Consider the following 21342-nt stretch of genomic DNA (forward strand, 5'->3'; position numbering starts at 1 on the left):
CGAGGGCGTCGGCCATGCTGCTCAACCTGTTCAATGAAATGCGCGCGGCCAAGGTACCTGTGTCGGTGCGTGAACTGCTCGACCTGATCAATGCCCTGGAACAGCGCGTGACGTTCGCCGACATGGACGAATTCTACTTTCTGGCGCGGGCGATACTGGTCAAGGACGAACGTCACTTCGACAAATTCGACCGGGCGTTTTCAGCCTATTTCAATGGCCTGCAGCACCTCGATCAACACCTCGAAGCACTGATCCCGGAAGAATGGCTGCGCAAGGAGTTCGAGCGCTCGTTGAGCGCCGAGGAACGTGCGCAGATCCAGTCCCTGGGCGGGCTGGACAAGCTGATCGAGGCCTTCAAGCAACGCCTGGAGGAACAGAAAGGCCGGCATGCCGGCGGCAGCAAGTGGATCGGCACCGGAGGCACCAGTCCGTTCGGCTCGGGTGGCTATCACCCCGAAGGCATTCGCGTGGGCGATGCCGGCGAGCGCCAGGGCAAGGCGGTGAAGGTCTGGGATCAGCGCGAGTACCGCAACCTGGACGACGGCGTGGAACTGGGTACGCGCAACATCAAGGTGGCACTGCGTCGATTGCGCCAGTTTGCCCGGCAAGGGGCGGCCGAAGAGCTGGACATCGACGGCACCATCGACCACACCGCACGCGATGGCGGGCTGCTCAACATCCAGTTGCGTCCCGAGCGGCGCAACAACGTGAAGCTGTTGCTGCTGTTCGATATCGGCGGTTCGATGGACGCCCACGTCAAGGTCTGCGAAGAGTTGTTCTCGGCCTGCCGTACCGAGTTCAAGCACCTCGAGTATTTCTACTTCCACAACTGTGTCTACGAGACGGTCTGGAAGGACAACCAGCGCCGCAACGCCGAGCGCATCAGCACCCACGACCTGCTGCACAAGTACGGCCCCGACTACAAAGTGGTGTTCATCGGCGACGCCGCCATGGCTCCCTACGAGATCACCCATCCGGGCGGTAGCGTCGAGCATTGGAACGAAGAAGCGGGGCTGGTCTGGTTGCAGCGGTTCATGCAGACCTACCGCAAATTGATCTGGATCAATCCCTACCCCGAGAACACCTGGGGGTACACGGCGTCGACGCACATCATTCGCGATCTGGTGGAACAGCGAATGTACCCGCTGACCCTGAGTGGCCTGGAAGACGGGATGCGCTACCTGGCCAAGTGAAAGGTATTGCGTGAGGTTGTTCGCGGCCGCTGACCGCTCCTACGGTGAAGGTAGGAGCACGCTCTAGCGTTCGCGGCGTACCAGGGGCTCGGCCACGGGTTTGGCACGGCGGCGGCCGAACCACAGGGTCCAGCCGATGAACAGGATGATGCATTCCACCACCCAGGCCAGCACCAGCGCACAGGCGATGCCCCAGGCAATTGCCTCAGGCGCCAGCAGCACCTGATAGCTGTAGCCATTCAAGGTTTCCTGGCGCAATTGCGGATCGGCCTGGGCCACCACATGCCAGGCTTTCGCATACCAGGGCCCTTGCAGCGCTTGCCACTCGCGTTCCAGCAACTGGTTGCGGGCCAGCAGCGCGCCGATGCTGGCGGCGTCGCTGCGGAACACCGGGTCTTCGCTGGCACGGTAGTGCGCCACCAGCGCCTGCAGGTCGCCATTGAAGAAGCGCTGCGCGGTCTCGCTGAAACCACGCAGGCTCTGCTGCGCTTCGAGCCGATGGGCCTCGACCCGCTGGCTGTAGTCGTTGATCACGCCGGGTACTTGCACACCCACCAGCAAGCCGACGGCAAACAGCACAAGTCGCAGGTAGCTTCGCAGCATGAACGTCCTCTCAGTCAAAGGTGGCAGCGCCACGGTGGGGTATCAGGCAGGCTGCGCCTGCCCGGTGGCCACGCATTCGCCCTGGCGCCACAGACCCCAGTTGCCGGGCGCGTAGCGGTTCCAGGTTTCGTTCTCGGTCAGCGGCTCGGTGGCGATCACTGTGACCACATCGTCGGGCGTGGTCTCGGCCTGGAAATCCACGATCACGTCCACGTCTTTGAGCCGGGCCGGACCGAAAGGTGCCCGCCGGGTAATGTGCACCAACTTGGTCGAGCAGAAGCAGAACAGCCAGTCGCCGTCACTGAGCAGGCAATTGAACACACCCTGGCCACGGTACTGCTCGCAGGCCTGCACGAGGATGGGCAACAGGCGCTCGAACTCGACCGGCTCGGGAAAGCATTCACGGACGCGGTTGAGCAGGTCGCAGAACGCCGCTTCGCTGTCGGTATCACCCACGGGGCGGTAGAAATCGGCGCGCGGGTTGAACTCGGCCAGTTGGCCATTGTGGGCGAAGCACCAGTTGCGTCCCCACAGCTCACGCACGAAGGGATGGGTATTGGCCAGGCAGACCTTGCCGACGTTGGCCTGGCGAATGTGGCCGATGACCACTTCGCTCTTGATCGGATAGCGCTGCACCAGCTGCGCCACTTCCGACTCGCTGCTCGCGGTCGGGTCCTGGAACAGGCGCAGGCCACGGCCTTCATAGAAAGCGATGCCCCAGCCGTCGCGGTGCGGACCGGTGCGGCCGCCGCGCTGCATGAGGCCCGTGAAGCTGAAAACGATATCGGTCGGTACGTTGGCACTCATGCCCAGAAGTTCACACATGCACGGTACTCGAGACGATGGAACGTGGATTCAGATGCGCGGTTCGACCCGCAGGTTGTCCCGTGGCGGCGTGGGCACGGGGCGCTCTTCGCGTTCTTCAACGCCACGTGCGCGGGTTCGATCGTCGCCCTCGCGCTGCGCGGCGGCGTCTGCCTCGGCCTGCGCCAGGCGCCGGGCCTGGGCCTTGCGCAGGAACGGCAGGCGCACCAGCGCGAAAATCACGTACACGCCCAAGGCAATCACTGCGGCCATGGTCAGGTCGGAAATCGCGCCCCAGGCACTGCCGCCCATCTTGAACAACAGCTCCAGGGCGCTGATCGCCACGGCGGGGGCCAGCAGGTCGCGGGCCGGGTCGACCACGGTGGGCGTCAGCAGCAGCACCACGCCGAGCAGGCGCAAGGGCTCGCGCAGGTAGCGCCACATCCAGCGGGTGATACGAAACCACACCAGAATGCAGCCCAGGGCGGCGAAGGCGTAGATACCCCAGGCGAGGAAATAGTCGTTCTCGGTCATGGTGTCCGTGGCATGGCAGGCAAATAGGCGCTTATGATAACGGCTTTTCGCCTGCCCGGCGCTGCTGTTGTCGTGCCCCCGAGGCATGCACCGCCAGCACCCGCGCCAAGAGAGCCGCTCATGTCCCAGCCTATCGTCGCCCCCATCGCCCATGTCGCCCCCGGTGACGACCCCTACGCCTGGCTGCAGGTGCGCGACCGCGCCGACGTGCTTGACTACCTCAAGGCCGAGAACGCCTGGCAGGAGGCACAACTGGCCGACCAGGCCGAGCTGCGCGAGCAATTGTTCGAGGAGATCAAGGGGCGCATCCGGGAAACCGACCTGTCCCTCGCCTCGCCGTGGGGGCCGTGGTTGTACTACACCCGCACCACGGCCGGCGACGAGTACCCGCGGCACTATCGCTGCGCACGCCCGGACGACGGCTCGACCCAGGTCGACGAGCACTCCGAGCAGTTGCTGCTGGACCCTAACGTGCTGGCCAACGGTGGCTTCCTGTCGATGGGCGCGTTCAACATCAGTCCTGACCAGCAGCGCCTGGCCTACAGCCTGGACACCAGTGGCGACGAGATCTACCGCCTGTTCGTCAAAGAGCTGGGCAACGATGCGGTGGTCGAGCTGCCTTTCGAGGATTGCGACGGCAGCATGACCTGGGCCAATGACAGCCAGACCCTGTTCTTCGGTGAACTGGACGAAACCCACCGCCCTCACCGGCTGCACCGCCACACCTTGGGCAGCGACGGCGCCGAGCAGGTATTCGAGGAGAACGACGGGCGCTTCTTCCTGCACTGCTACCGTTCCAGTTCCGAGCGCCAGCTGATCCTGCTGCTCAACAGCAAGACCACCAGCGAAGCCTGGGTGCTGGATGCCGACCAGCCTGCAGGGGATTTCACCTGCTTGGCGCCAAGGGTCGAGGACCATGAGTACTATCCGGATCACGGCCAACTCGACGGTGCCTGGACCTGGTTCATCCGCAGCAACCAGTCGGGCATCAACTTCGCCTTGTACCAGGCCGCCGACACGGGCGCGGCGCCGACTCGCGAGCAGTGGCGAACGCTGATCCCACACCGTGACGATGTGATGCTCGAAGGGGTGACCCTCAATGCCGCTGCCTTCACCTTGAGCCTGCGCGCGCGCGGCCTGCCGATCATCGAAGTCCATGCCCAGGGCCTGGCGCCCTACCCGGTGCAACTGCCGGATGCCGCGTACAGCCTGTATGTCTCCGACAGCCTGGAGTTTGCCAGCGAGCAGATTCGCTTGCGCTACGAGGCCTTGAACCGGCCTGGCCAGGTTCGCCAACTGAACCTGCGCGACGGCGCCCAAGTGGTGCTCAAGCAGACCCCGGTGCTGGGTCGGTTCGACGCCGACGACTATGTCAGCCAGCGCCTCTGGGCCACCGCCGCAGACGGCACTCAGGTGCCGATCAGCTTGGTGATGAAGAAAGCATTCGTTGGGCAGGCCACACCGCTGTACCTGTACGGCTACGGCGCCTACGGCGAGAGCCTGGATCCGTGGTTTTCCCATGCGCGGTTGAGTTTGCTGGACCGCGGCATTGCCTTTGCCATCGCCCATGTGCGCGGCGGCGGCGAGTTGGGCGAGGCGTGGTATCGGGCTGGCAAGCAGGAACACAAAGGCAATACCTTCAGCGATTTCATCGCCTGTGCCGAACACTTGATCGAGCAGGGGCTGACGCGCGCCGAGCAGCTGGTCATCAGTGGCGGCAGCGCGGGCGGCCTGTTGATCGGCGCAGTGTTGAACCAGCGTCCGGAGCTGTTCCAGGGGGCGGTAGCGGAGGTGCCGTTCGTCGATGTGCTCAACACCATGCTCGACCCCGACCTGCCGCTGACCGTGACCGAATATGACGAGTGGGGCAACCCTCAGGACCCCGAGGTGCATGCGCGCATCAAGGCTTACGCGCCGTACGAGAACGTCACCGCGCAGGCGTATCCGCACGTGCTGGTGATCGCTGGCTACAACGACAGCCGTGTGCAGTACTGGGAAGCGGCAAAATGGGTAGCGCGCTTGCGTGCGCGCAAGACCGACGACAACCTGCTGCTGCTCAAGACCGAACTGGGCGCCGGCCATGGCGGCATGAGCGGCCGTTACCAGGGCCTGCGTGACGTGGCGTTGGAATATGCCTTCGTGCTCAAGGCCCTGGGGACACCCAAGCAATCTTGATGTGGCGTGCCTGAAGAAACGCGGTGAACCCGGACGCGGCTTGCGCCGCTGCTACAGGGTTCGCGGCGCATCGGATGCGGTGGGGATTGCGGGGTTTCAGGCGGCTTGTGAGCCCCTGTAGCAGCGGCGCGAGCCGCGTCGGCGGAGAATGCGGTATGCCAGGGAAAACGCGATCAACCGCCGGGGGATTTGGGCTTGACCGGGGTTGGCGGCGTGTCCTGACGTTCGGGTTCGGGGACGTTCTCGGCCTTGGGTGGCGCAGGCAACGGTATGGGCGGTAGCAGCGGCGGTGAACCGCTCATGCCCTCGCCGCCATGGGTCGAGGGCACGGTAACCTGTGGATAGGGGGTTGGCGTGGGTGTACCCGGCGATCCCGGGGGCAGCGACGAGGCCGATGCGACACCGGCACACAGGGCAACACATGCAAAGACCGATACACTGCGCAACTTCATTGAACACCCCAAGGCCTGACTGCCTGTTCCGATGACACAGGCTACTACCATGGCACTACCTTGTCCTCCTTCCGAGATTGACCGATGAAACGCTTCGTACTGCTCGACACCACACCGATCCCCGACAACGGCGGTGCGCTCTGCCTGTTCGAGTACGGCGAAGACTTCGTCATCAAGATCCAGGGAGGCGATGGCGGACAACTGATGAACACCCGCATGCACGGTTCCGAAGACGCCCTGGCCGAGATCCCCTGCCGCAAGGTGGCCGGGCGACCGAACTCGCGGGTGCTGATCGGCGGTTTGGGCATGGGCTTCACCCTGGCTTCGGCGCTCAAGCATCTGGGCAAGACCGCGCAAGTGGTGGTCGCCGAACTGGTGCCCGGCGTGGTCGAGTGGAACCGTGGCCCGTTGGGCGAAAAAGCCGGCAACCCCCTGGCCGATCCGCGCACCGTCATCCGCCTGGAGGACGTGGCCAAGGTGCTGCAGGCCGAGCCGGCCGGTTTCGACGCGATCATGCTGGATGTGGACAATGGCCCCGAAGGTCTGACCCAGAAGGCCAATAGCTGGCTGTATTCGAGCGGTGGCCTGGCGGCCTGCGCGAAAGCCTTGAGGTCCAAGGGTGTACTCGCCGTGTGGTCGGCCAGCGCCGACCGCCAGTTCAGCGACAAACTGCGCAAGGCCGGCTTCAAGGCCGAAGAAGTGCAAGTGTTCGCCCACGGCAACAAGGGCACCCGCCATACCATCTGGATCGCCCAGAAAATCTGAACCCACTGCGCCGCAGGAGCGGTCCGTGGCCGCGAAGGGCGCAGCACGGTCCGCTAGATGCACCGCAGCGTCTGCTTCGCGGCCAATGACCGCTCCTACGGTGAGGAGCATTCCTGTTCGGCTGTGGAAATCGGCTAGGAGGTTTCACGGCAAACTTCTGAATCGGCTCACTTACGGGCTGTTCAGCGGCTTCTAGAGTTGGCGGTGTTGCGATGTGCAACCACCATTAACCAATCTGGAAATCAACATGACCCTTATATCCCGTCTGCTTATCGGCACCACGCTGCTGGCAGCACTCCCGACCGCGATGGCGGCTTCAACCGTTGATTTGAGTGTCACCGGCTCGATCGTACCGGCCGCTTGCACCCCATCGCTCTCTGCCAGCGATTTCCACCACGGCAAGATATCGAAGAGCGACCTCAACGTGGATGGGCCAACAGGTTTCACCGAGAACAAGAAGGTCGCCACCCTGAGCGTCAATTGCACGGCTGCTACGGTGTACGGAATCCGTGGGATCGACAATCGTGCAGATACCGTCGGAAATAACTGGTACGTGACACCCTACGGGCTGGGCTTGACGCCCAAAGGAGAGAAAATCGGTGCGCATTTTCTGGAAATCTACCCACGCGAATCACTGATTGACGGCAAACCTGCTTTCGTAGGCGTAGGTAATGCGGCGGGCACCGTATGGACCAGTGCGACCCAGGGCGAGAAAGGTATTCGCAACTACGGCGAGCTGTTGGGTTTCACCGATACAGCAGGGGCTTTGGCGCAACCGCTGCCGATCAAGGATGCCACTTTCGCACTCAAATCCTATCTGGTCATCGCTGCGGCCAAAGGGCTGACCCTGACCGACGAAGTCGCCCTCGACGGTGCCGCCACCATCGAACTCGTGTACCTGTAACGACACCGCGTTGCGGTAGTTTCTTTGTCGGCAAAGCCTGGCGCAGATACGTCCTACGTCGCTTGCAATCTTTTCGTCCTGCACTTGCTGAAGGGTCCGAGCCGAGAACGCGCGGATTGCTTTTAGAGTACTGCTGCCCTTCCCCCTCACACGATCTTCCCGGCACTGCGGTGTCGAGGAAGGCGTGGTCGTACCTGCCTGTTGCGTTCCCTGTCTGGAGAAACCGATGAACCGCCGCAACCACGTTTTGTATGCGTACCTGGGCATCACAGCGTTGCTGATCTGCAGTCCTGAAATCCATGCCGACGGCATGATCCCGGAAACCTCGGTGGTCATCGTCTACGAAGGCGATGCCGAAACCGCCATAAAAGTGACCAACAGCGACCAGCATCCTGCGCTGCTGCACGTCACGCTGGATCACATCCCCGAAGACAAGGCGTCGCTGTTGTTCGTCACACCCCCCATCGCGCGCGTCGAGGCGGGTGAATCGCAGCTGGTGCGCTTCATCCTGTCGAACTCCGAACCGCTCACCACTCAACGCTTGAAAAGGGTCATCTTCGAGGGACTGGCGCAGAACGACCAGCCAGGTAAACCCGGCGAGGCACGAGTATCGGTAAACGTACGACAGAATCTGCCGGTGATCCTGCACCCCAAAGGCCTGGTGAGGAACGCCGAGCCTTGGAAGGGCCTGCACTGGTCGCTGCAGGACAGCCAGCTTACGGTATCCAACCCCACTCCCTATGTCGTGCGTCTGTCACAGGAAGTGCACAGCCTGCCGAGCAAGACCCCTTGGCAGCTGCCCCGCAGCTACGTATTGCCCGGTGATCGGCTGACTCTGCCCGGCAAGGCGCTGGCCGTCGCCGATGGGCAGGTCCTGTTTACCCCTGCCACGGTGTACGGTTTTGCCGTAGGTACGCATCAGGCAACGCTGAATCAGGGCGCGCCTTGATGAAGGCGCTCATTGGTAGCACATTGTCCGCAGTGACGTTGGCGCTGTACACCCAGACTGCAAGCGCAACAAGTTTCGACAGCGAAACCCTGCGCCTGCGTGGTATCGATCCTGACTTGGCCGCCTACTTGAGCCAGACCGCGCGCTTCACAGAAGGCGTGCACGCTGTGCGACTGTGGGTCAACGGTCAGCCCAGAGGCGTTGTCCAAGCCGCCTTCGACACCGCAGGTGCCCTGTGTATCGACCAGGCCGTGCGCGACGCCGGGAAACTGGTCGATACCGGGTCAGGCTGCGGCGAGCTCATCGAGCAATTTCCGCAGACCCTGATCGAACTGCTACCCCAAGCCGGTGAAGTGCGGCTGTTGGTACCTGCACCTGCCTTGCGCACTGCATCGGCCGACCAATCGGCCTTTACCCGAGGTGGGGTTGCCGGCCTGCTCAACTATGACGTGCAGGGCCTGTACAACCAGTTCAATGGTCAACGCAGCCGGTTTCTTTCGGCCAACACCGAGGCTGGCGTCAATGCAGGCGATTGGATCCTGCGCAGCCGTCAGTTCTATAGCTCGGTGCAGGGCAAGGCGAGCCTGCAGCACATGGAAGCCTATGCGCAGCGCACCTTCAGCGACCAGCAGGCGATGCTGCAGTTGGGCCAGATCAACCTGAGCAACCCGGTGCTCGCCGGCGCGCGCGTCACCGGCGCGCAGTGGATGAGCGAACCGGCGCTCGGCGGCAGCGGCCGTGGCGCTCGGGTGCAGGGCATTGCGGCTACCCAGGCGCGGGTGGACGTTCGCCAGAGCGGCGTGCTGATCTATTCAACCGTGGTGCCGGCCGGACCTTTCGAGTTGAGCGATATTCCCCAACTTGACCGGCGCAGAGACCTGGAGGTCACGGTGATCGAGGCCGATGGCGAACGTCGCACCTTTACCGTCCTGGCCGCCACCTTGGGCCTGGAGTTGCCCTCACAGGGCTTTGCTGTGGGCATCGGACAGCTGCGCAACAGTGGGCGCAGCGCTCGGGAACCCTGGGTGTTGAGCGCCGGAGGCAGCTACCCACTGGCGCCGGCCGCCAGTATCAGTGGCGGTGCCCTCATCGGCCAAGGCTACAACGCCGGCGGCGCCGGGCTCAACCTGGAACCGTGGCCCGGCTCGCGAGCGCAGAGCCTGTTACAGGCCGCGCATGCCAGCGAATCGGACGACCAGGGGGTGCAGGGCAGCATCAGTCTCAATCAGCAGCTCGGCGATCGCTGGTCAGCCTTGCTCAGTGCAGGTCGGCAGACAGTCGGCTATCGAGAGTTGATCGACAGTGGGTGGAATCAGCCCGCTGGCCAGCGAAGCCGAGTGCGTGATCAGTACGCCTTCGGCCTGGGCTGGACCCATCCCTGGACGGGCAGCCTGAGCGGCACGTGGTCCACCGCCACGGCGTTCGACGGGCAACGCTCCAGTCGAGCCCAGGTCAATTGGGGGCGACGGCTCGGCCCCGTGTCTCTGACCGCTACCGGGCAATGGCAGCTGGCCGGCGACGGTGGCCTGGGTAATGCCTTGTATTTCAGCGCCAGCCTGCCCCTGGGTGACGGTTTGAACTGGCGTTCGACCGCCCGCAACGACAGCACCGGCATCCGCCTGGGCAGCGGTGTGCAAGGCCGCTGGGACGAGCGCACTCAGTACCGAGTCGCCGCCGAGCGCGCCAGTCGCACTGGCGCGGTGAGCTACAACGGCGGCGTATCGCGGCTGACCCAAGCCAGTCAACTGGACGTCGGCTATGCCAACTACGGCAGCGACAGCCATGGCTACAGTGGCGCTGCACGAGGCGCCGTGGTGCTCCACGAAGATGGCTTCACCTTGTCACCCTACCCGTTGCAGGACACCTTCGGCCTGTTGACCCTGGAAAATGTCGCAAACGTGCAGATCGATACCCCCGGCGGCAGCGTGTGGACCGACCGCAAGGGCCGCGCCGTGCTGCCGCAACTGGCTCCGTTCGGTCGCAGCAACGTGCAGGTGGCCACTGCATCGTTACCGCGCAACGTCGACGTGCATCAAGGCGCAGCCACCCTCCAGGCCGCGCGTGGCGCAGTGCCGCGCATCATGTTCGGTGTGGAGGTCACGCGGCGCTTGCTGCTTCAGGTGCAGGACGAGGCCGGGCGGCGCCTCAACCGTAGCACGGGCGTCACCGATGCGCAGGGCCAACTGGTGACATTGGTACAGGAAGACGGCGCGGTCTTCGTGCCCAATATCCATGCGAGTCCGCAGTTGTGGAGCCGCACGGTAGACGAGCAGCCGTGCCGATTGCAGTTCGAACTGCCGGCCAGCGCCGATGCCGAGGCGTATTACGAGCAGACCACGGCGCAGTGCCGGGTCGAGGAGAGCGAATCATGAGCCGTTGCACCTTCCTGACGGCGCTGGTGGCCACCGCATTGGCCACACCGTTGCAGGCATTTGCGCAGGGATGCAGCCTGTCGCTCAGCCCGGCCGACATCGACCTGGGTCAATTCAATCGCACGACCGTGCAGTTGGCGTCCGGCGAGGTGCCTTTGCCGCCGCGTCGACTCAGCCTGAGCGTACTGTGTGAAACCGAACAGGATCTGACGCTTGCCTATCGGGCCGGCCAGTTCTCGAACCAGGGCTATGCCTTGGGTTCGCAAGGCGCCTACCGTCTGCGCGTGCTGCAGGCATCGGTGGACGATCAGCCCGTACAGTGGGGCCAGGTGGCGGCCGCTGCGCCACAGGTTGCAACCCGCACCGGCGCAGCGGCGCTGGAAGGTGACCAGCCACTGCAACCGCTGCGGGCCGGCCACGCGGTCAGGGGCAAACGCCTGCAGGCGCAGATCGAACTGCAGGCCACGCTTGCCCCCACCGTGCTCGCCGTCAGTGACGCCCATGAGCTGTCGGCCAGCGGCAGTTTCGACATTGTCGGTCAGCAAAAGCCATTGCTGGTGAAGGCCGGGTTCGCTCCAGCGGCGTGTCGGCCCTCGCTGGCGGGCAACGCGAACGTGAACTTCGGTCGCATTGGCATGGCCGATCTGCGGCGCGAATCGGTCACCACGTTCAGCCGGCAAACGGTGCTGGAAGTGGACTGCGACGCACCGACGCGCTTCGCTATCCGCGCGCTGGATAACCGGGCCGGCTCCGTCAGCGACCAGCTCCTGGCTGCCGCTCCGACGTTGTTCGGCATCGGCCGCACGGCGGACGGTCAGGCCTTGGGCGGTTTCACTGCTCGGCTGGGCACGGGGATCGGTCGTGACGGCAGCAGTGCTTATCCCTTGCTCGGAGACGCTTCTGCGCAAACCTGGCGACTGCACCCCGATGGATGGCTGCGCAGTGACGGCCCGCCCACCGCGCTCGGGCGACAAGCGACACCCGGCGTCGCCCCCGGCGCCTGGTCTGGACTGTCATTGCCGCTGACCGTCGACCTGCACCTGGCTCCAGCCCGAGGGCTGGACGTGCGCCAGGAAACCCCGATCGACGGCTCGGCCACACTGGAGATCATCTACCTGTAGCGCATGCTTACAGGTAGACCAGCTCCACGGTGACGTGTCCGTCCAAGGGCACGGCATCGGTCAAGGTCAGGCTGCGCGCAGGAGCGATAACGCCATGGGCGCGGATGCCCAGCTGGGCCATTCGTACCACTACGGCACCGGTGTCTACGCCGACACGGTCGACCAGCCCCAATAAACTGCCGTCGGTAGGCAGCGCCATCGGCTGGGCGGTAGAAGTGCTCCACAGGCTGCCGGTACGATCGCCGAGGCTGAGAAATACACGACGGCCATCGACGGTCGAACGTGCTGGATCGACTTGCAGATGATACGCGCCAATCTGCTCATCCGCCGCCGTGCGGCCCATACCCAGTCGACCAGCAATGCCGGAGTCATAGGCTGAACCGGCGCGGTTGTCCACCAGGCGCAGACCATACAAGGTCGGTGTGCCGCACTGAATCGTCAGGTTCGGCGTGTGCTCGATCATCGCGGTAGGCCGCTCGGGGTGCAGGTCGGCCGAACTCACGGTGCCGAAGTGCAGCGTGCTGACACTCAGGATGGGCGTGCAAGCGCTGGGAACGAGCGTTCCGGTGACTTGAATATCCACAGTGGAAGCGCAGAAAGCAGGCGTGGTGAAGCCGAGCGCCAGCATGGCGGTCAGCGTCCGAAAGCCAGGATGCATGATGTTGTCCCTCACTGTCCGATGAGCTGACCGGCACGGGAAACCGGTCACGCTCTTCAGGCTGAAGGGGAAGTTTCCCCTTTGAAAGAGGAAATTTCTGAAGAAAGGTAAATCTGTTCCTACGAAAGATCTTGGTACAGGTAGATCTGACTGCACCTAGTTCTTCCTTCACGTAGTTCTTCCTACAAGTAGAACAACTCAAGGGTAGCGGCACCGGCCAAGGGCACTTCAGCGTCCAACGTCAAACTGTCGGTCGGCGCGATGGTCAGGTAGGACACCAGGGTCAGCACTGCGTCCTTTGCCGGCATGGGTCCGCCGCCATCGTTTTTTCGGCTGGCCAGACCAATGAGCTGACCATCGTTGCGCAAGCTGCGCGCACGGCGTTCGGCGGCAGACCAGGCATTGCCCGTGGGGCTGCCTATCAGCAGCAGAAGCGGTTCGCCATCCAGGCTCGAGCCTTCAGGATCGATGCGTAGCCTGTAGGAGCCGATTTTCTCGTTCTTGCTGGTCAAGCCCAGCCCGAAACGGCTGTCGTCGATGTTTTCCAGGACTGAATCGGCGCGATTGTCCACCGCACGAAGCGCGTAAGCGGTAGCGGCTTCGCAATTTATGTTCAACGTTGAGGTACGGGCACGATCGAGCAGGACGGTGGGCGCTGAAGCAAGCAGGTCGCGGGTATACAACCGCCCATGATCGAAAAGCGCGTTGTTCAGGGTAGGTGTGCAGCCACCCGGCACGATCGAACCGGTGACGGTAATGTCCACCGACGGCGCGGCGACGGCCGTGGCGATGGAGGTGAGCAGCGTGGCAAGCAGGGTAATGCGGGTAACGGCGTTCATGTCGTTGTCTCAGGCTATGCGCTCGCGTGAAGGAGGTGGCGCGTGCGGCATGGTGATAGCCACGCGCGGGTCAAGACATGAGAGATCGGCCACTGCACCCGACGAAGGTGCGCGCAGCGGTGTAGGTCCTGGGACGCGAAAGCGCCGCCAGCAGGGGTGCGGTGTTGGCCCATGCGTTTTTGCTTTACCATATCGCCCCTTTGCCGCCCCTGCTTTTGGAGTTTTCATGACGGCCGCCGCCGACCTTTCGCCCACGCTGCAGCTTGCCTGCGACCTGATCCGCCGCCCTTCGGTCACGCCTCTGGACGCCGATTGCCAAAAGCTGATGATGCAACGCCTGGGGCAGGCTGGCTTTGCGCTGGAGCCGATGCGCATCGAAGAGGTGGATAACTTCTGGGCCACCCACGGTACCCAGGACGGTCCGGTGCTGTGCTTCGCCGGGCATACCGACGTGGTGCCCACCGGCCCCACCCAGGCCTGGCAGATCGCTCCATTCGAGGCGGTGATCGACGAGCAGGGCATGCTCCACGGGCGCGGCGCGGCCGACATGAAGGGCAGCCTGGCGGCCATGCTGGTGGCCGCCGAGCGCTTCGTCGGCGACCATCCGAACCACAGGGGCTCGGTGGCCTTCCTGATCACCAGCGACGAAGAAGGCCCGGCCCATCACGGCACCAAAGCGGTGGTCGAGCGCCTGGCTGCACGCAACGAGCGCCTGGACTGGTGCATCGTCGGCGAGCCGTCGAGCACCACCCTGGTCGGCGACGTAGTCAAGAACGGCCGACGCGGCTCGCTCGGTGCGACTCTGACCGTGCGCGGCGTGCAGGGCCATGTGGCGTATCCGCACCTGGCCCGCAACCCGATCCACCTGGTCGCCCCAGCCCTGGCCGAGCTCGCCGCCGAGCACTGGGACGACGGCAACGCCTTCTTCCCGCCAACCAGCTTCCAGGTGTCCAACCTCAACAGCGGCACGGGCGCCACCAACGTCATTCCCGGTGAACTGACGGCGGTGTTCAACTTCCGTTTCTCCACCGAGTCCACGGTCGAAGGCCTGCAGCAGCGCGTGGCCGCGATTCTCGACAAGCATGGCCTGGACTGGCACGTGGACTGGGCGCTGTCCGGCCTGCCGTTCCTGACCGAGCCCGGTGCGCTGCTGGACGCGGTGGCCGCGAGCATCAAGAACGTCACTGGGCGCGACACCCAGGCCTCCACCAGCGGCGGCACCTCCGACGGGCGCTTCATCGCCACCCTCGGCACCCAGGTGGTCGAGTTGGGCCCGGTCAACGCCACGATCCACCAGGTCAACGAACGAATCCTGGCCAGCGACCTCGATGTGCTGACCGAAATCTACTACCAGACCCTCGTCGAGTTACTCGCCTGATGCTCACCTGCCCCCTCTGCACTGCCATGCTGGCCAACGCCGACAACGGCATGGTCTGCCCCAGCGGTCACCGTTTCGACCGCGCGCGCCAGGGCTACCTGAATCTGCTGCCGGTGCAGCACAAGAACAGCCGCGACCCCGGCGACAACCAGGCCATGGTCGAGGCTCGCCGGGACTTCCTCAACGAAGGCCACTATGCGCCGGTGGCCCAGCGCCTGGCCGAGCTTGCAGCCGAGCGCTGGCCTCGGCGCTGGCTGGACATCGGCTGTGGCGAGGGGTACTACACCGAACAGATCGCCCAGGCGCTGCCGCGCGCCGACGGGTATGCCCTGGACATCTCCCGCGAGGCGGTCAAACGCGCCTGCAAGCGAGCGCCGTCGGTGCATTGGCTGGTTGCCAGCATGGCGCGTGTGCCGCTTGCCGATGCCAGCTGCCAGTTCCTGACCAGCGTCTTCAGCCCGCTGGACTGGGACGAAGCCAAGCGTCTGCTGGCGCCGGGGGGTGGCCTGATGCGTGTGGGACCCACCAGCGGCCACCTGATGGAGCTGCGCGAACAGCTGTATGACGAGGTGCGCGACTACGTCGACGACAAACACCTGTTGCAGGTGCCCGAGGGCATGCAGCATGCCCACCATGAAACCCTGACCTTCAAGCTCAAGCTGATCGACGCGCAATCGCGCGCCAACCTGCTGGCGATGACGCCGCATGGCTGGCGCGCCAGCGCCGATCGACGGACCGCGGTGATCGAACAGCCGCGGCCGTTCGTGGTCACGGTATCCATGCGCTACGATTACTTTGTGCGTCAAGACTGAGCGAGCCTACCCATGCGCCAACCCGATATCGAGATTTACCTCAAGGACGCCGACGTCGATCACAAGGCCATCGCCGCATGGCTCGGCCAGGCCCTGGGCCCCTGCAGCGACTGGCAGCAGAAAGGCCAGACCTGGAAGTGCCAGGCCGGCGACGTGCCGGTCACCTGGCTGCCCAAGGCGGTCGGCAAGTGGAACAGCCTGTACCTGGAGAGCGACGCCACGCCGTGGGACGACGACGTGGCCTGCGCCCGTGCAGCTTTCAAGGCCCTGAATGTGGAGGTGCGCTGTGCGCCTGGCAGCTGGGTGGAAGAAGAAGGCGAAGAGAATGCCGACCGCTGGATCCGTATCAGCGACGATGGCGAAGAGGAAATCACCTGGCGTACCAGTTGATACACCGCAGCGCGACGGCTCGCGGCCACTGGCCGCTCCTGCAAAACCATTCGGGACCGCTGCGGGCAGGCCATGCAAAACCCCTGCAGGAGCGGCCAGTGGCCGCGAAAGAGCCCGTAGCCGCGCGAAGATATTCGCCGACACCCTGCATCACTTACCTCGGCAAAAGCCGGTAAAATAGCGTTTTCCCCCCAAGCCCTGGCCTATGACCCGCTCACCTCTGCACCGCCTCGTGTTCGGCACCTTGCGCCGCTTGTTGTACCTGTGGGTTCGGTCTGAAACCATCAACCAGTCCTCGTTCACCTTGAACCTGGATCGCAGCAGGCCCGTGCTGTACGCCTTGCAATCGCCTTCGCTGGCCGACCTTGCCGTGGTCGACCGCGAATGCAGCAAAGCCGGCCTGCCACGCCCGGTGCTGCCCGTGGCCATCGGCGATCTCATGGAGCCGACGGCGGTGTTCTACCTGACCCCGGACCCTGACTGGCTGGGCCGGCAAGACAAGCGCGGCGCCCCGCCCACCCTGGCGCGGCTGGTCACGGCACTGGCCCAGAACGCCGGCGAAGATGCGCAGATCATTCCGGTAAGCGTGTTCTGGGGCCAGTCGCCAGCGAGCGAATCCAGCCCCTGGAAGCTGCTGTTCGCCGACAGCTGGGCGGTTACCGGGCGCTTGCGCAAGCTGGTCAGCATTCTGATCCTGGGACGCAAGACCCGCGTACAGTTTTCCGAGCCGATCCACCTGGCCGAGCTGGTGCAGCAGAACAAGGGTCACGAGCGAACGGTGCGCATGGCCCAGCGCATCCTGCGTGTGCATTTTCGCAACCTGAAGACGGCAGTCATCGGCCCCGACATTTCCCACCGCCGCCATCTGGTCAAGGGTCTGGTGCGCGACCCACTGGTGCGCCAGGCCATTGCCGAAGAAGCCGAACGCGAGCACATCACCCTGGAAAAGGCCGAGGCCCGAGCGTTGCACTACGGCAACGAAATTGCCTCGGACTACACCTACACCGCCATCCGCTTCATGGAAGTGGTGCTCAGCTGGTTCTGGAACAAGATCTACGACGGCATCAAGGTCAACAATATCGACGGTGTGAAGGACGTTGCCCGTGGCAACGAGATCATCTATGTGCCATGCCATCGCAGCCACATCGACTACCTGCTGCTGTCTTACCTGCTGTTCAAGAACGGCCTGACGCCACCCCATGTTGCTGCCGGCATCAACCTCAACATGCCTGTGATCGGCAGCCTGCTGCGCCGAGGCGGGGCGTTTTTCATGCGCCGCACTTTCAAGGGCAATCCGCTGTACAGCGCCGTGTTCAACGAATACCTGCACACCCTGTTCACCAAGGGTTTTCCCGTGGAGTACTTCGTCGAAGGCGGGCGCTCGCGCACCGGACGCATGCTGCAACCCAAGACAGGCATGCTGGCCATCACCCTGCGCAGCTACCTGCGCTCCTCGCGTACGCCCATCGTCTTCGTACCGGTGTACATCGGCTACGAACGGGTGCTGGAAGGCCGTACCTACCTGGGCGAGTTGCGCGGAGCGACGAAGAAGAAAGAGTCGATTCTGGACGTTTTCAAGGTCATCGGTGCACTCAAGCAGCGCTTTGGCCAAGTGGCGGTCAACTTCGGCGAGCCGATCAAGCTGCAGGCTTTTCTCGATGAGCAGCAGCCTGGCTGGCGCGAGCAGGACCTGGCGCCGCAGTTCAAGCCCGACTGGCTGAACGAAACCACGCATCGCCTGAGCATCCGCGTGGCTCGCCACATGAACGAGGCTGCAGCCATCAACCCGGTGAACCTGGTGGCACTGGCACTGCTGTCGACCAGCAAGCTGGCTCTGGACGAACGGGCAATGGAACGGGTACTCGACCTGTACCTGACCCTGCTGCGCCAGGTGCCCTACTCGCCTCATACCACCGTTCCCACTGGCGATGCCCGCAGCCTGATCGCTCATGTCCAGGGCATGCAGCTGCTGTCCGAACAGAGCGATGCCCTGGGCAAAATCCTGTATCTGGACGAACAGCACGCGGTGCTGATGACCTATTACCGCAATAACGTGTTGCACATCTTCGCCCTGCCCGCGCTACTTGCCAGCTTCTTCCAGAGCACTTCGCGCATGACCCGCGAGCAGATCCTGCGCTACGCCCACGCGCTGTACCCCTATCTGCAGGCCGAACTGTTCATCCGCTGGAACGCCGGGCAGCTCGACGAGGTGATTGACCAGTGGCTGCAAGCGCTGGTCGAACAAGGCCTGCTGCGCCTGGAAAACGGTGTGTACCTGCGGCCCGCACCGAGCTCGCGGCAATTCGTGCTGCTGACCTTGTTGTCGCGTGCCATCGCGCAGACCCTGCAGCGTTTCTACATGGCCATCGCCCTGTTGCTCAATGCCGGGCAGAACACCCTCAGCGCCGAAGAACTGGAAAACCTGTGCACCACCATGGCCCAGCGCCTGTCGATCCTGCATGGCCTGAACGCCCCGGAGTTCTTCGACAAGAGCCTGTTCCGTCACTTCATTCAGACCCTGCTCGATCAAGGGGTACTGCGCCGCGATGCCCAAGGCAAGTTGAGCCACCACCCCATGCTCGATGAGCTGGCCGAAGGCGCTGCCAAACGGGTATTGCCCGCTGAAATACGCCTGTCGATCCGCCAGGTTGCGCTGCACCGCAGCGATGAGGCCGCCGATGGGCTGTGATCGACGACGGTCTCTGCCTATGCTTTTGCCTGACGGCCGAATTTGTAAATGGAGATAACCATGAAGCGCCTTTCACTGATCGTACTCAGCGCCCTCATCGGCGCCTGCAGCAGCATGCAGCCCGCACCCAAGGCCACGCTCGAGGGGGAGGCGTTCTATCTGCAGCGCATCGCCTTGCCGCCTTCGGCCGTATTGACCGTGAGCCTGCAGGACGTGTCCCTGGCTGACGCCCCTGCGGTGGCCCTGGCCCGGCAGAGTGGCCCGATCACTGGCCAGGTGCCGCTGCCGTTCAAACTTGAATACGACCCGGCCCAGGTCAAGCCGGGGCATCGCTATTCGGTGAGTGCCCGCGTTGAAGCCGACGGGCACCTGTTGTTCGTCAGCACCCAGCATCACGGCGTGACGCTGGATGGCAAGGATGAGCAGCCGCTGCGTATCCGCATGGATGCCGCTTCGCGGTAGCCAGGGCTGCGGCGGTGTTCAGAACCGATAGACGCTGCTCAACACCGCCGCACGACCATCACCGAACTCCACGGCCGAGGAACGGGTATCGCTGCCGACGACCGTGCGTACCCGCTCGACGTACTTCGTGTCGGTCAGGTTGCTCAGGTTCAGCTGCAGCTCGAGGTTGTCGGATGCCCGGTAGCCCAGCATCGCGTCGTGTACCCAGTAGGCATCGAGCTTGATTTGATCCTGGGACGTCAGGTTGCGTTTGCCGACGTGGCGGATGCCGTAGGCCAGGGTAATGTCGCTGGGAAGCTGGTAGGCGGTCCATAGATTGAAAGATCGGGGCGCCGTGTTTTTCAGTGCCTGACCTATGCGTTCGGGATTGGCCACCGACTTCAGTGTCTCGCTGCTTTGCAGGGTGTAGTTGGCGAACACGTGCCACTTCTCGCTCAATGCGCCCGTGGCTGCCAATTCCAACCCCTGCACGCGCTGCTTGCCGGCAAGCAAGTTGCTGCCGTCGCTCAAGCGCTCGCGCACGTTGTCCTTGACCACCCGGAACAGCGCGCCTTCCAGCTGCAGCCGCTCATCGAGCAATTGCCACTTGGTACCCAGTTCCCAAGTCTTGCCCTTCTCGGGTTCCAGGCTCTGGGTGCTGTCGGAAAGACCACCGCCGTAGGTCAGCAGGTTCTCGGCCGAAGGGTTGAACGAGGTGCCGTAGGCGACGTAGAAGCGGCCGTTCTCGGCGGGCTTGTAGACCAGGCCGGCACGTTGGCTGAACACGCCGTCGGTTGAGCCGGCCTGGGTCCGAACGCCGCTGGCCGAGCGATTGCTGGCCTGGGCCCGCATGTGGTCGTAGCGCAGGTCCAGGCTGAGGTCCCACTGCTCGTCCAGGGCCAGGGTATCGAACACGTACAGGGCGCGATCTTCCATGCTGTTGTGCGCCACGCTGGTAGGCGACTTGACCTTCGGCCCGCTCCAGTAACCCGGCGGGTTGGCCAGATCGTAGCCGTTGGCTGGGTAGAAGGACTCCACGGCATAGCCCGAGGCCTTGCGGTCGTAGGTTTCGCGCGACAGTTCCGCGCCGACCACCAGGGTATGGCCCAGGCCGAAGGTATCGAAGTGACCGGTCAGGCTGGTCTGGTTCATCGCCAGGCGGGTCTGCACGTCGCGCCGATAGGCTTGCGGCCCTGCCGGCAGGTAGCGTAGCGCCGGAAGCTTGGCCAGCCTGACATGGGAAGCGGACACGGTGGCATCGCGGTCAACCTGGCTGAGCCGGGCAAGGTTCTGCACGCTCCAGTCCGGGTTCAGGTCGTGCTCGTACTTGACCGTCAGGCTGTCGGTGTCGGTGCGGTCCTGGTCCAGGTTGCGCCAGCCATAATAGTGACTGGTCTTGACGCCCGGCAAGCGCTTGCCATCGCGTGCAGGCACGCCGTAGTCAGGCAGGTTGTCATCGCTCTGGTGGAAATAGCTGAGGGTCAGGCGCGTGTCGCTGCCGTGCCCGAACATCAGCGACGGCGCCAGGCCCCAGCGCTGCTGTTCGATGCGATCGCGCCCCGGCACGTGGTTCTCGTGAGCCATCAGATTGAGACGAAACAGGGTGCCGTCGCCCAGGTCGTGCAGCTGCTGATTGGTGTCCAGGGTCAGGCGGCGATAGCGATCGGTACCAACGCCGGCGCCCAGCTCGGTGAAGCTGTCGGCAACCGGCAGCTTGGTGATCAGGTTGATGGAGCCGCCGGTGGCGCTCGCGCCACCGAACACCGAACTGGGCCCCTTGATGACCTCGACCTGCTCCAGGTTGAACAGGTCGCTGCGGCTGGTCTGCGCAGAGTCGCGCAGGCCGTCGATCTGCAGGTTGGCATTGGCGCTGAAACCGCGGATGTTGATGCTGTCTCCCGACCCGCCGCCGCCCTCGCCGGCATTGAAGGAAATGCCGGAGACGTTGGACAGTGCCCGGCGCAGGCTCAGGGCATTCTGCTCGCGCATGATCTGACGCGGGACAACGGTAACCGTTTGCGGCACGTCGAGCAGTGGCACGGCGTACTTGGCGGAAGCCGAACGCTCGACCTGGTAGGGTGGCGCGGCCTGCTTGCCGGTCACGCTCAGCTTGTCGAGCACCAGCGATTCGGGCCCTTCGTGGGCATTGGCACCTGCGGCGCAACCGATCAACGCCAGGCCCAGCGCCGAACGGCGGGGCAATGTGCAAACTCCTGTAGAACGGTACATGTATACAGCCTCATTACAAATGAGACTTGATTCT

Annotated in this window: 19 protein-coding genes; 12 read left to right on the forward strand and 7 right to left on the reverse strand. The window is 63.9% G+C overall.

The features are described from left to right. The first annotated feature begins 14 nt into the window (after positions 1–14). On the forward strand, positions 15–1193 hold the full coding sequence (locus tag ONG87_RS16290) for a VWA domain-containing protein (protein WP_192058708.1): 1179 nt from the start codon (positions 15–17) through the stop codon (positions 1191–1193). A gap of 63 nt (positions 1194–1256) precedes the next feature. Here the strand turns inward: ONG87_RS16290 and ONG87_RS16295 are convergent, their stop codons facing one another. Genes ONG87_RS16295 through ONG87_RS16305 form a run of 3 tightly spaced genes read right to left on the reverse strand, consistent with a single transcriptional unit; the run spans position 1257 to position 3134 of the window. Next, a complete protein-coding gene (locus ONG87_RS16295; RefSeq protein ID WP_185795090.1) occupies positions 1257–1796 on the reverse strand; it encodes a DUF2937 family protein in 540 nt (179 codons plus the stop codon). A 42-nt stretch (positions 1797–1838) separates the two neighbouring features. After that, positions 1839–2621 carry a class II glutamine amidotransferase gene (locus ONG87_RS16300; RefSeq protein WP_122474991.1) on the reverse strand — a complete coding sequence of 261 codons (783 nt, stop codon included), beginning with the start codon at positions 2619–2621 and terminating at the stop codon, positions 1839–1841. Between the two features lie 30 nt (positions 2622–2651). Then, positions 2652–3134 carry an MFS transporter gene (locus ONG87_RS16305; protein ID WP_264381649.1) on the reverse strand — a complete coding sequence of 161 codons (483 nt, stop codon included), beginning with the start codon at positions 3132–3134 and terminating at the stop codon, positions 2652–2654. 120 nt (positions 3135–3254) lie between these two features. Here ONG87_RS16305 and ONG87_RS16310 point away from each other — a divergent pair, with 120 nt between their 5' ends. Next, positions 3255–5309, forward strand: coding sequence for a S9 family peptidase (locus tag ONG87_RS16310; protein ID WP_264381650.1), 2055 nt, complete (start codon positions 3255–3257; stop codon positions 5307–5309). A gap of 173 nt (positions 5310–5482) precedes the next feature. Here the strand turns inward: ONG87_RS16310 and ONG87_RS16315 are convergent, their stop codons facing one another. Beyond that, a complete protein-coding gene (locus tag ONG87_RS16315; RefSeq protein ID WP_122474997.1) occupies positions 5483–5761 on the reverse strand; it encodes a hypothetical protein in 279 nt (92 codons plus the stop codon). 84 nt (positions 5762–5845) lie between these two features. Between ONG87_RS16315 and ONG87_RS16320 the strand changes: the two genes are divergently transcribed. The 5 genes from ONG87_RS16320 to ONG87_RS16340 all read left to right on the forward strand — a co-directional run bounded on the left by ONG87_RS16320 (position 5846) and on the right by ONG87_RS16340 (position 11872). Continuing rightward, positions 5846–6526 carry a spermidine synthase gene (locus ONG87_RS16320; RefSeq protein ID WP_122474999.1) on the forward strand — a complete coding sequence of 227 codons (681 nt, stop codon included), beginning with the start codon at positions 5846–5848 and terminating at the stop codon, positions 6524–6526. 247 nt (positions 6527–6773) lie between these two features. Next, positions 6774–7430: a DUF1120 domain-containing protein gene (locus ONG87_RS16325; RefSeq protein ID WP_122475001.1), complete on the forward strand. Its 657-nt coding sequence runs from the start codon at positions 6774–6776 to the stop codon at positions 7428–7430. A gap of 226 nt (positions 7431–7656) precedes the next feature. Further along, the gene (locus ONG87_RS16330; protein WP_122475003.1) at positions 7657–8379 is read left to right on the forward strand and encodes a fimbria/pilus chaperone family protein; all 723 of its coding nucleotides are present in this window, start codon (positions 7657–7659) and stop codon (positions 8377–8379) included. Next, positions 8379–10751: a fimbria/pilus outer membrane usher protein gene (locus ONG87_RS16335; protein WP_264381651.1), complete on the forward strand. Its 2373-nt coding sequence runs from the start codon at positions 8379–8381 to the stop codon at positions 10749–10751. The genes ONG87_RS16330 and ONG87_RS16335 overlap by 1 nt, the downstream gene beginning before the upstream one ends. Then, positions 10748–11872: a DUF1120 domain-containing protein gene (locus ONG87_RS16340; protein WP_264381652.1), complete on the forward strand. Its 1125-nt coding sequence runs from the start codon at positions 10748–10750 to the stop codon at positions 11870–11872. Before ONG87_RS16335 ends, ONG87_RS16340 begins: the two co-directional genes overlap by 4 nt. A 7-nt stretch (positions 11873–11879) precedes the next feature. Here ONG87_RS16340 and ONG87_RS16345 read toward each other — a convergent pair whose 3' ends face one another. Further along, complete coding sequence (locus ONG87_RS16345) at positions 11880–12530, reverse strand: DUF1120 domain-containing protein (RefSeq protein WP_122475009.1); 651 nt, start codon at positions 12528–12530, stop codon at positions 11880–11882. A gap of 182 nt (positions 12531–12712) precedes the next feature. Beyond that, on the reverse strand, positions 12713–13369 hold the full coding sequence (locus ONG87_RS16350; RefSeq protein WP_264381653.1) for a DUF1120 domain-containing protein: 657 nt from the start codon (positions 13367–13369) through the stop codon (positions 12713–12715). A 226-nt stretch (positions 13370–13595) separates the two neighbouring features. Between ONG87_RS16350 and dapE the strand changes: the two genes are divergently transcribed. The 5 genes from dapE (at position 13596) to ONG87_RS16375 (ending at position 19100) form a co-directional block, all read left to right on the forward strand. Then, complete coding sequence (gene dapE, locus ONG87_RS16355; RefSeq protein WP_122475013.1) at positions 13596–14747, forward strand: succinyl-diaminopimelate desuccinylase; 1152 nt, start codon at positions 13596–13598, stop codon at positions 14745–14747. Beyond that, the gene (locus tag ONG87_RS16360) at positions 14747–15559 is read left to right on the forward strand and encodes a putative RNA methyltransferase (protein ID WP_264381654.1); all 813 of its coding nucleotides are present in this window, start codon (positions 14747–14749) and stop codon (positions 15557–15559) included. The genes dapE and ONG87_RS16360 overlap by 1 nt, the downstream gene beginning before the upstream one ends. 12 nt (positions 15560–15571) lie before the next feature. Continuing rightward, complete coding sequence (locus ONG87_RS16365; protein ID WP_122475016.1) at positions 15572–15949, forward strand: hypothetical protein; 378 nt, start codon at positions 15572–15574, stop codon at positions 15947–15949. Positions 15950–16154: 205 nt separating this feature from the next. Further along, complete coding sequence (gene plsB, locus ONG87_RS16370) at positions 16155–18638, forward strand: glycerol-3-phosphate 1-O-acyltransferase PlsB (protein WP_264381655.1); 2484 nt, start codon at positions 16155–16157, stop codon at positions 18636–18638. A 60-nt stretch (positions 18639–18698) separates the two neighbouring features. After that, positions 18699–19100, forward strand: coding sequence for a YbaY family lipoprotein (locus ONG87_RS16375; protein ID WP_192058694.1), 402 nt, complete (start codon positions 18699–18701; stop codon positions 19098–19100). A gap of 18 nt (positions 19101–19118) precedes the next feature. Here ONG87_RS16375 and ONG87_RS16380 read toward each other — a convergent pair whose 3' ends face one another. Continuing rightward, positions 19119–21308, reverse strand: a complete 2190-nt coding sequence (locus tag ONG87_RS16380; protein WP_264381656.1) for a TonB-dependent siderophore receptor — start codon at positions 21306–21308, stop codon at positions 19119–19121. Positions 21309–21342 lie beyond the last annotated feature (34 nt).

Origin of the sequence: Pseudomonas sp. MM227, assembly GCF_947090715.1 — a bacterium.
Taxonomy (GTDB): Bacteria; Pseudomonadota; Gammaproteobacteria; order Pseudomonadales; family Pseudomonadaceae; genus Aquipseudomonas; species Aquipseudomonas baltica.

What these genes read in the sequence shown, in the direction of transcription:
- ONG87_RS16290 (WP_192058708.1), top strand. Translation starts at nt 15, where the DNA reads ATGCTGCTCAACCTGTTCAATGAAATGCGCGCGGCCAAGGTACCTGTG.
- ONG87_RS16295 (WP_185795090.1), bottom strand. Translation starts at nt 1,796, where the DNA reads ATGCTGCGAAGCTACCTGCGACTTGTGCTGTTTGCCGTCGGCTTGCTG.
- ONG87_RS16300 (WP_122474991.1), bottom strand. Translation starts at nt 2,621, where the DNA reads ATGTGTGAACTTCTGGGCATGAGTGCCAACGTACCGACCGATATCGTT.
- ONG87_RS16305 (WP_264381649.1), bottom strand. Translation starts at nt 3,134, where the DNA reads ATGACCGAGAACGACTATTTCCTCGCCTGGGGTATCTACGCCTTCGCC.
- ONG87_RS16310 (WP_264381650.1), top strand. Translation starts at nt 3,255, where the DNA reads ATGTCCCAGCCTATCGTCGCCCCCATCGCCCATGTCGCCCCCGGTGAC.
- ONG87_RS16315 (WP_122474997.1), bottom strand. Translation starts at nt 5,761, where the DNA reads ATGAAGTTGCGCAGTGTATCGGTCTTTGCATGTGTTGCCCTGTGTGCC.
- ONG87_RS16320 (WP_122474999.1), top strand. Translation starts at nt 5,846, where the DNA reads ATGAAACGCTTCGTACTGCTCGACACCACACCGATCCCCGACAACGGC.
- ONG87_RS16325 (WP_122475001.1), top strand. Translation starts at nt 6,774, where the DNA reads ATGACCCTTATATCCCGTCTGCTTATCGGCACCACGCTGCTGGCAGCA.
- ONG87_RS16330 (WP_122475003.1), top strand. Translation starts at nt 7,657, where the DNA reads ATGAACCGCCGCAACCACGTTTTGTATGCGTACCTGGGCATCACAGCG.
- ONG87_RS16335 (WP_264381651.1), top strand. Translation starts at nt 8,379, where the DNA reads ATGAAGGCGCTCATTGGTAGCACATTGTCCGCAGTGACGTTGGCGCTG.
- ONG87_RS16340 (WP_264381652.1), top strand. Translation starts at nt 10,748, where the DNA reads ATGAGCCGTTGCACCTTCCTGACGGCGCTGGTGGCCACCGCATTGGCC.
- ONG87_RS16345 (WP_122475009.1), bottom strand. Translation starts at nt 12,530, where the DNA reads ATGCATCCTGGCTTTCGGACGCTGACCGCCATGCTGGCGCTCGGCTTC.
- ONG87_RS16350 (WP_264381653.1), bottom strand. Translation starts at nt 13,369, where the DNA reads ATGAACGCCGTTACCCGCATTACCCTGCTTGCCACGCTGCTCACCTCC.
- dapE (WP_122475013.1), top strand. Translation starts at nt 13,596, where the DNA reads ATGACGGCCGCCGCCGACCTTTCGCCCACGCTGCAGCTTGCCTGCGAC.
- ONG87_RS16360 (WP_264381654.1), top strand. Translation starts at nt 14,747, where the DNA reads ATGCTCACCTGCCCCCTCTGCACTGCCATGCTGGCCAACGCCGACAAC.
- ONG87_RS16365 (WP_122475016.1), top strand. Translation starts at nt 15,572, where the DNA reads ATGCGCCAACCCGATATCGAGATTTACCTCAAGGACGCCGACGTCGAT.
- plsB (WP_264381655.1), top strand. Translation starts at nt 16,155, where the DNA reads ATGACCCGCTCACCTCTGCACCGCCTCGTGTTCGGCACCTTGCGCCGC.
- ONG87_RS16375 (WP_192058694.1), top strand. Translation starts at nt 18,699, where the DNA reads ATGAAGCGCCTTTCACTGATCGTACTCAGCGCCCTCATCGGCGCCTGC.
- ONG87_RS16380 (WP_264381656.1), bottom strand. Translation starts at nt 21,308, where the DNA reads ATGTACCGTTCTACAGGAGTTTGCACATTGCCCCGCCGTTCGGCGCTG.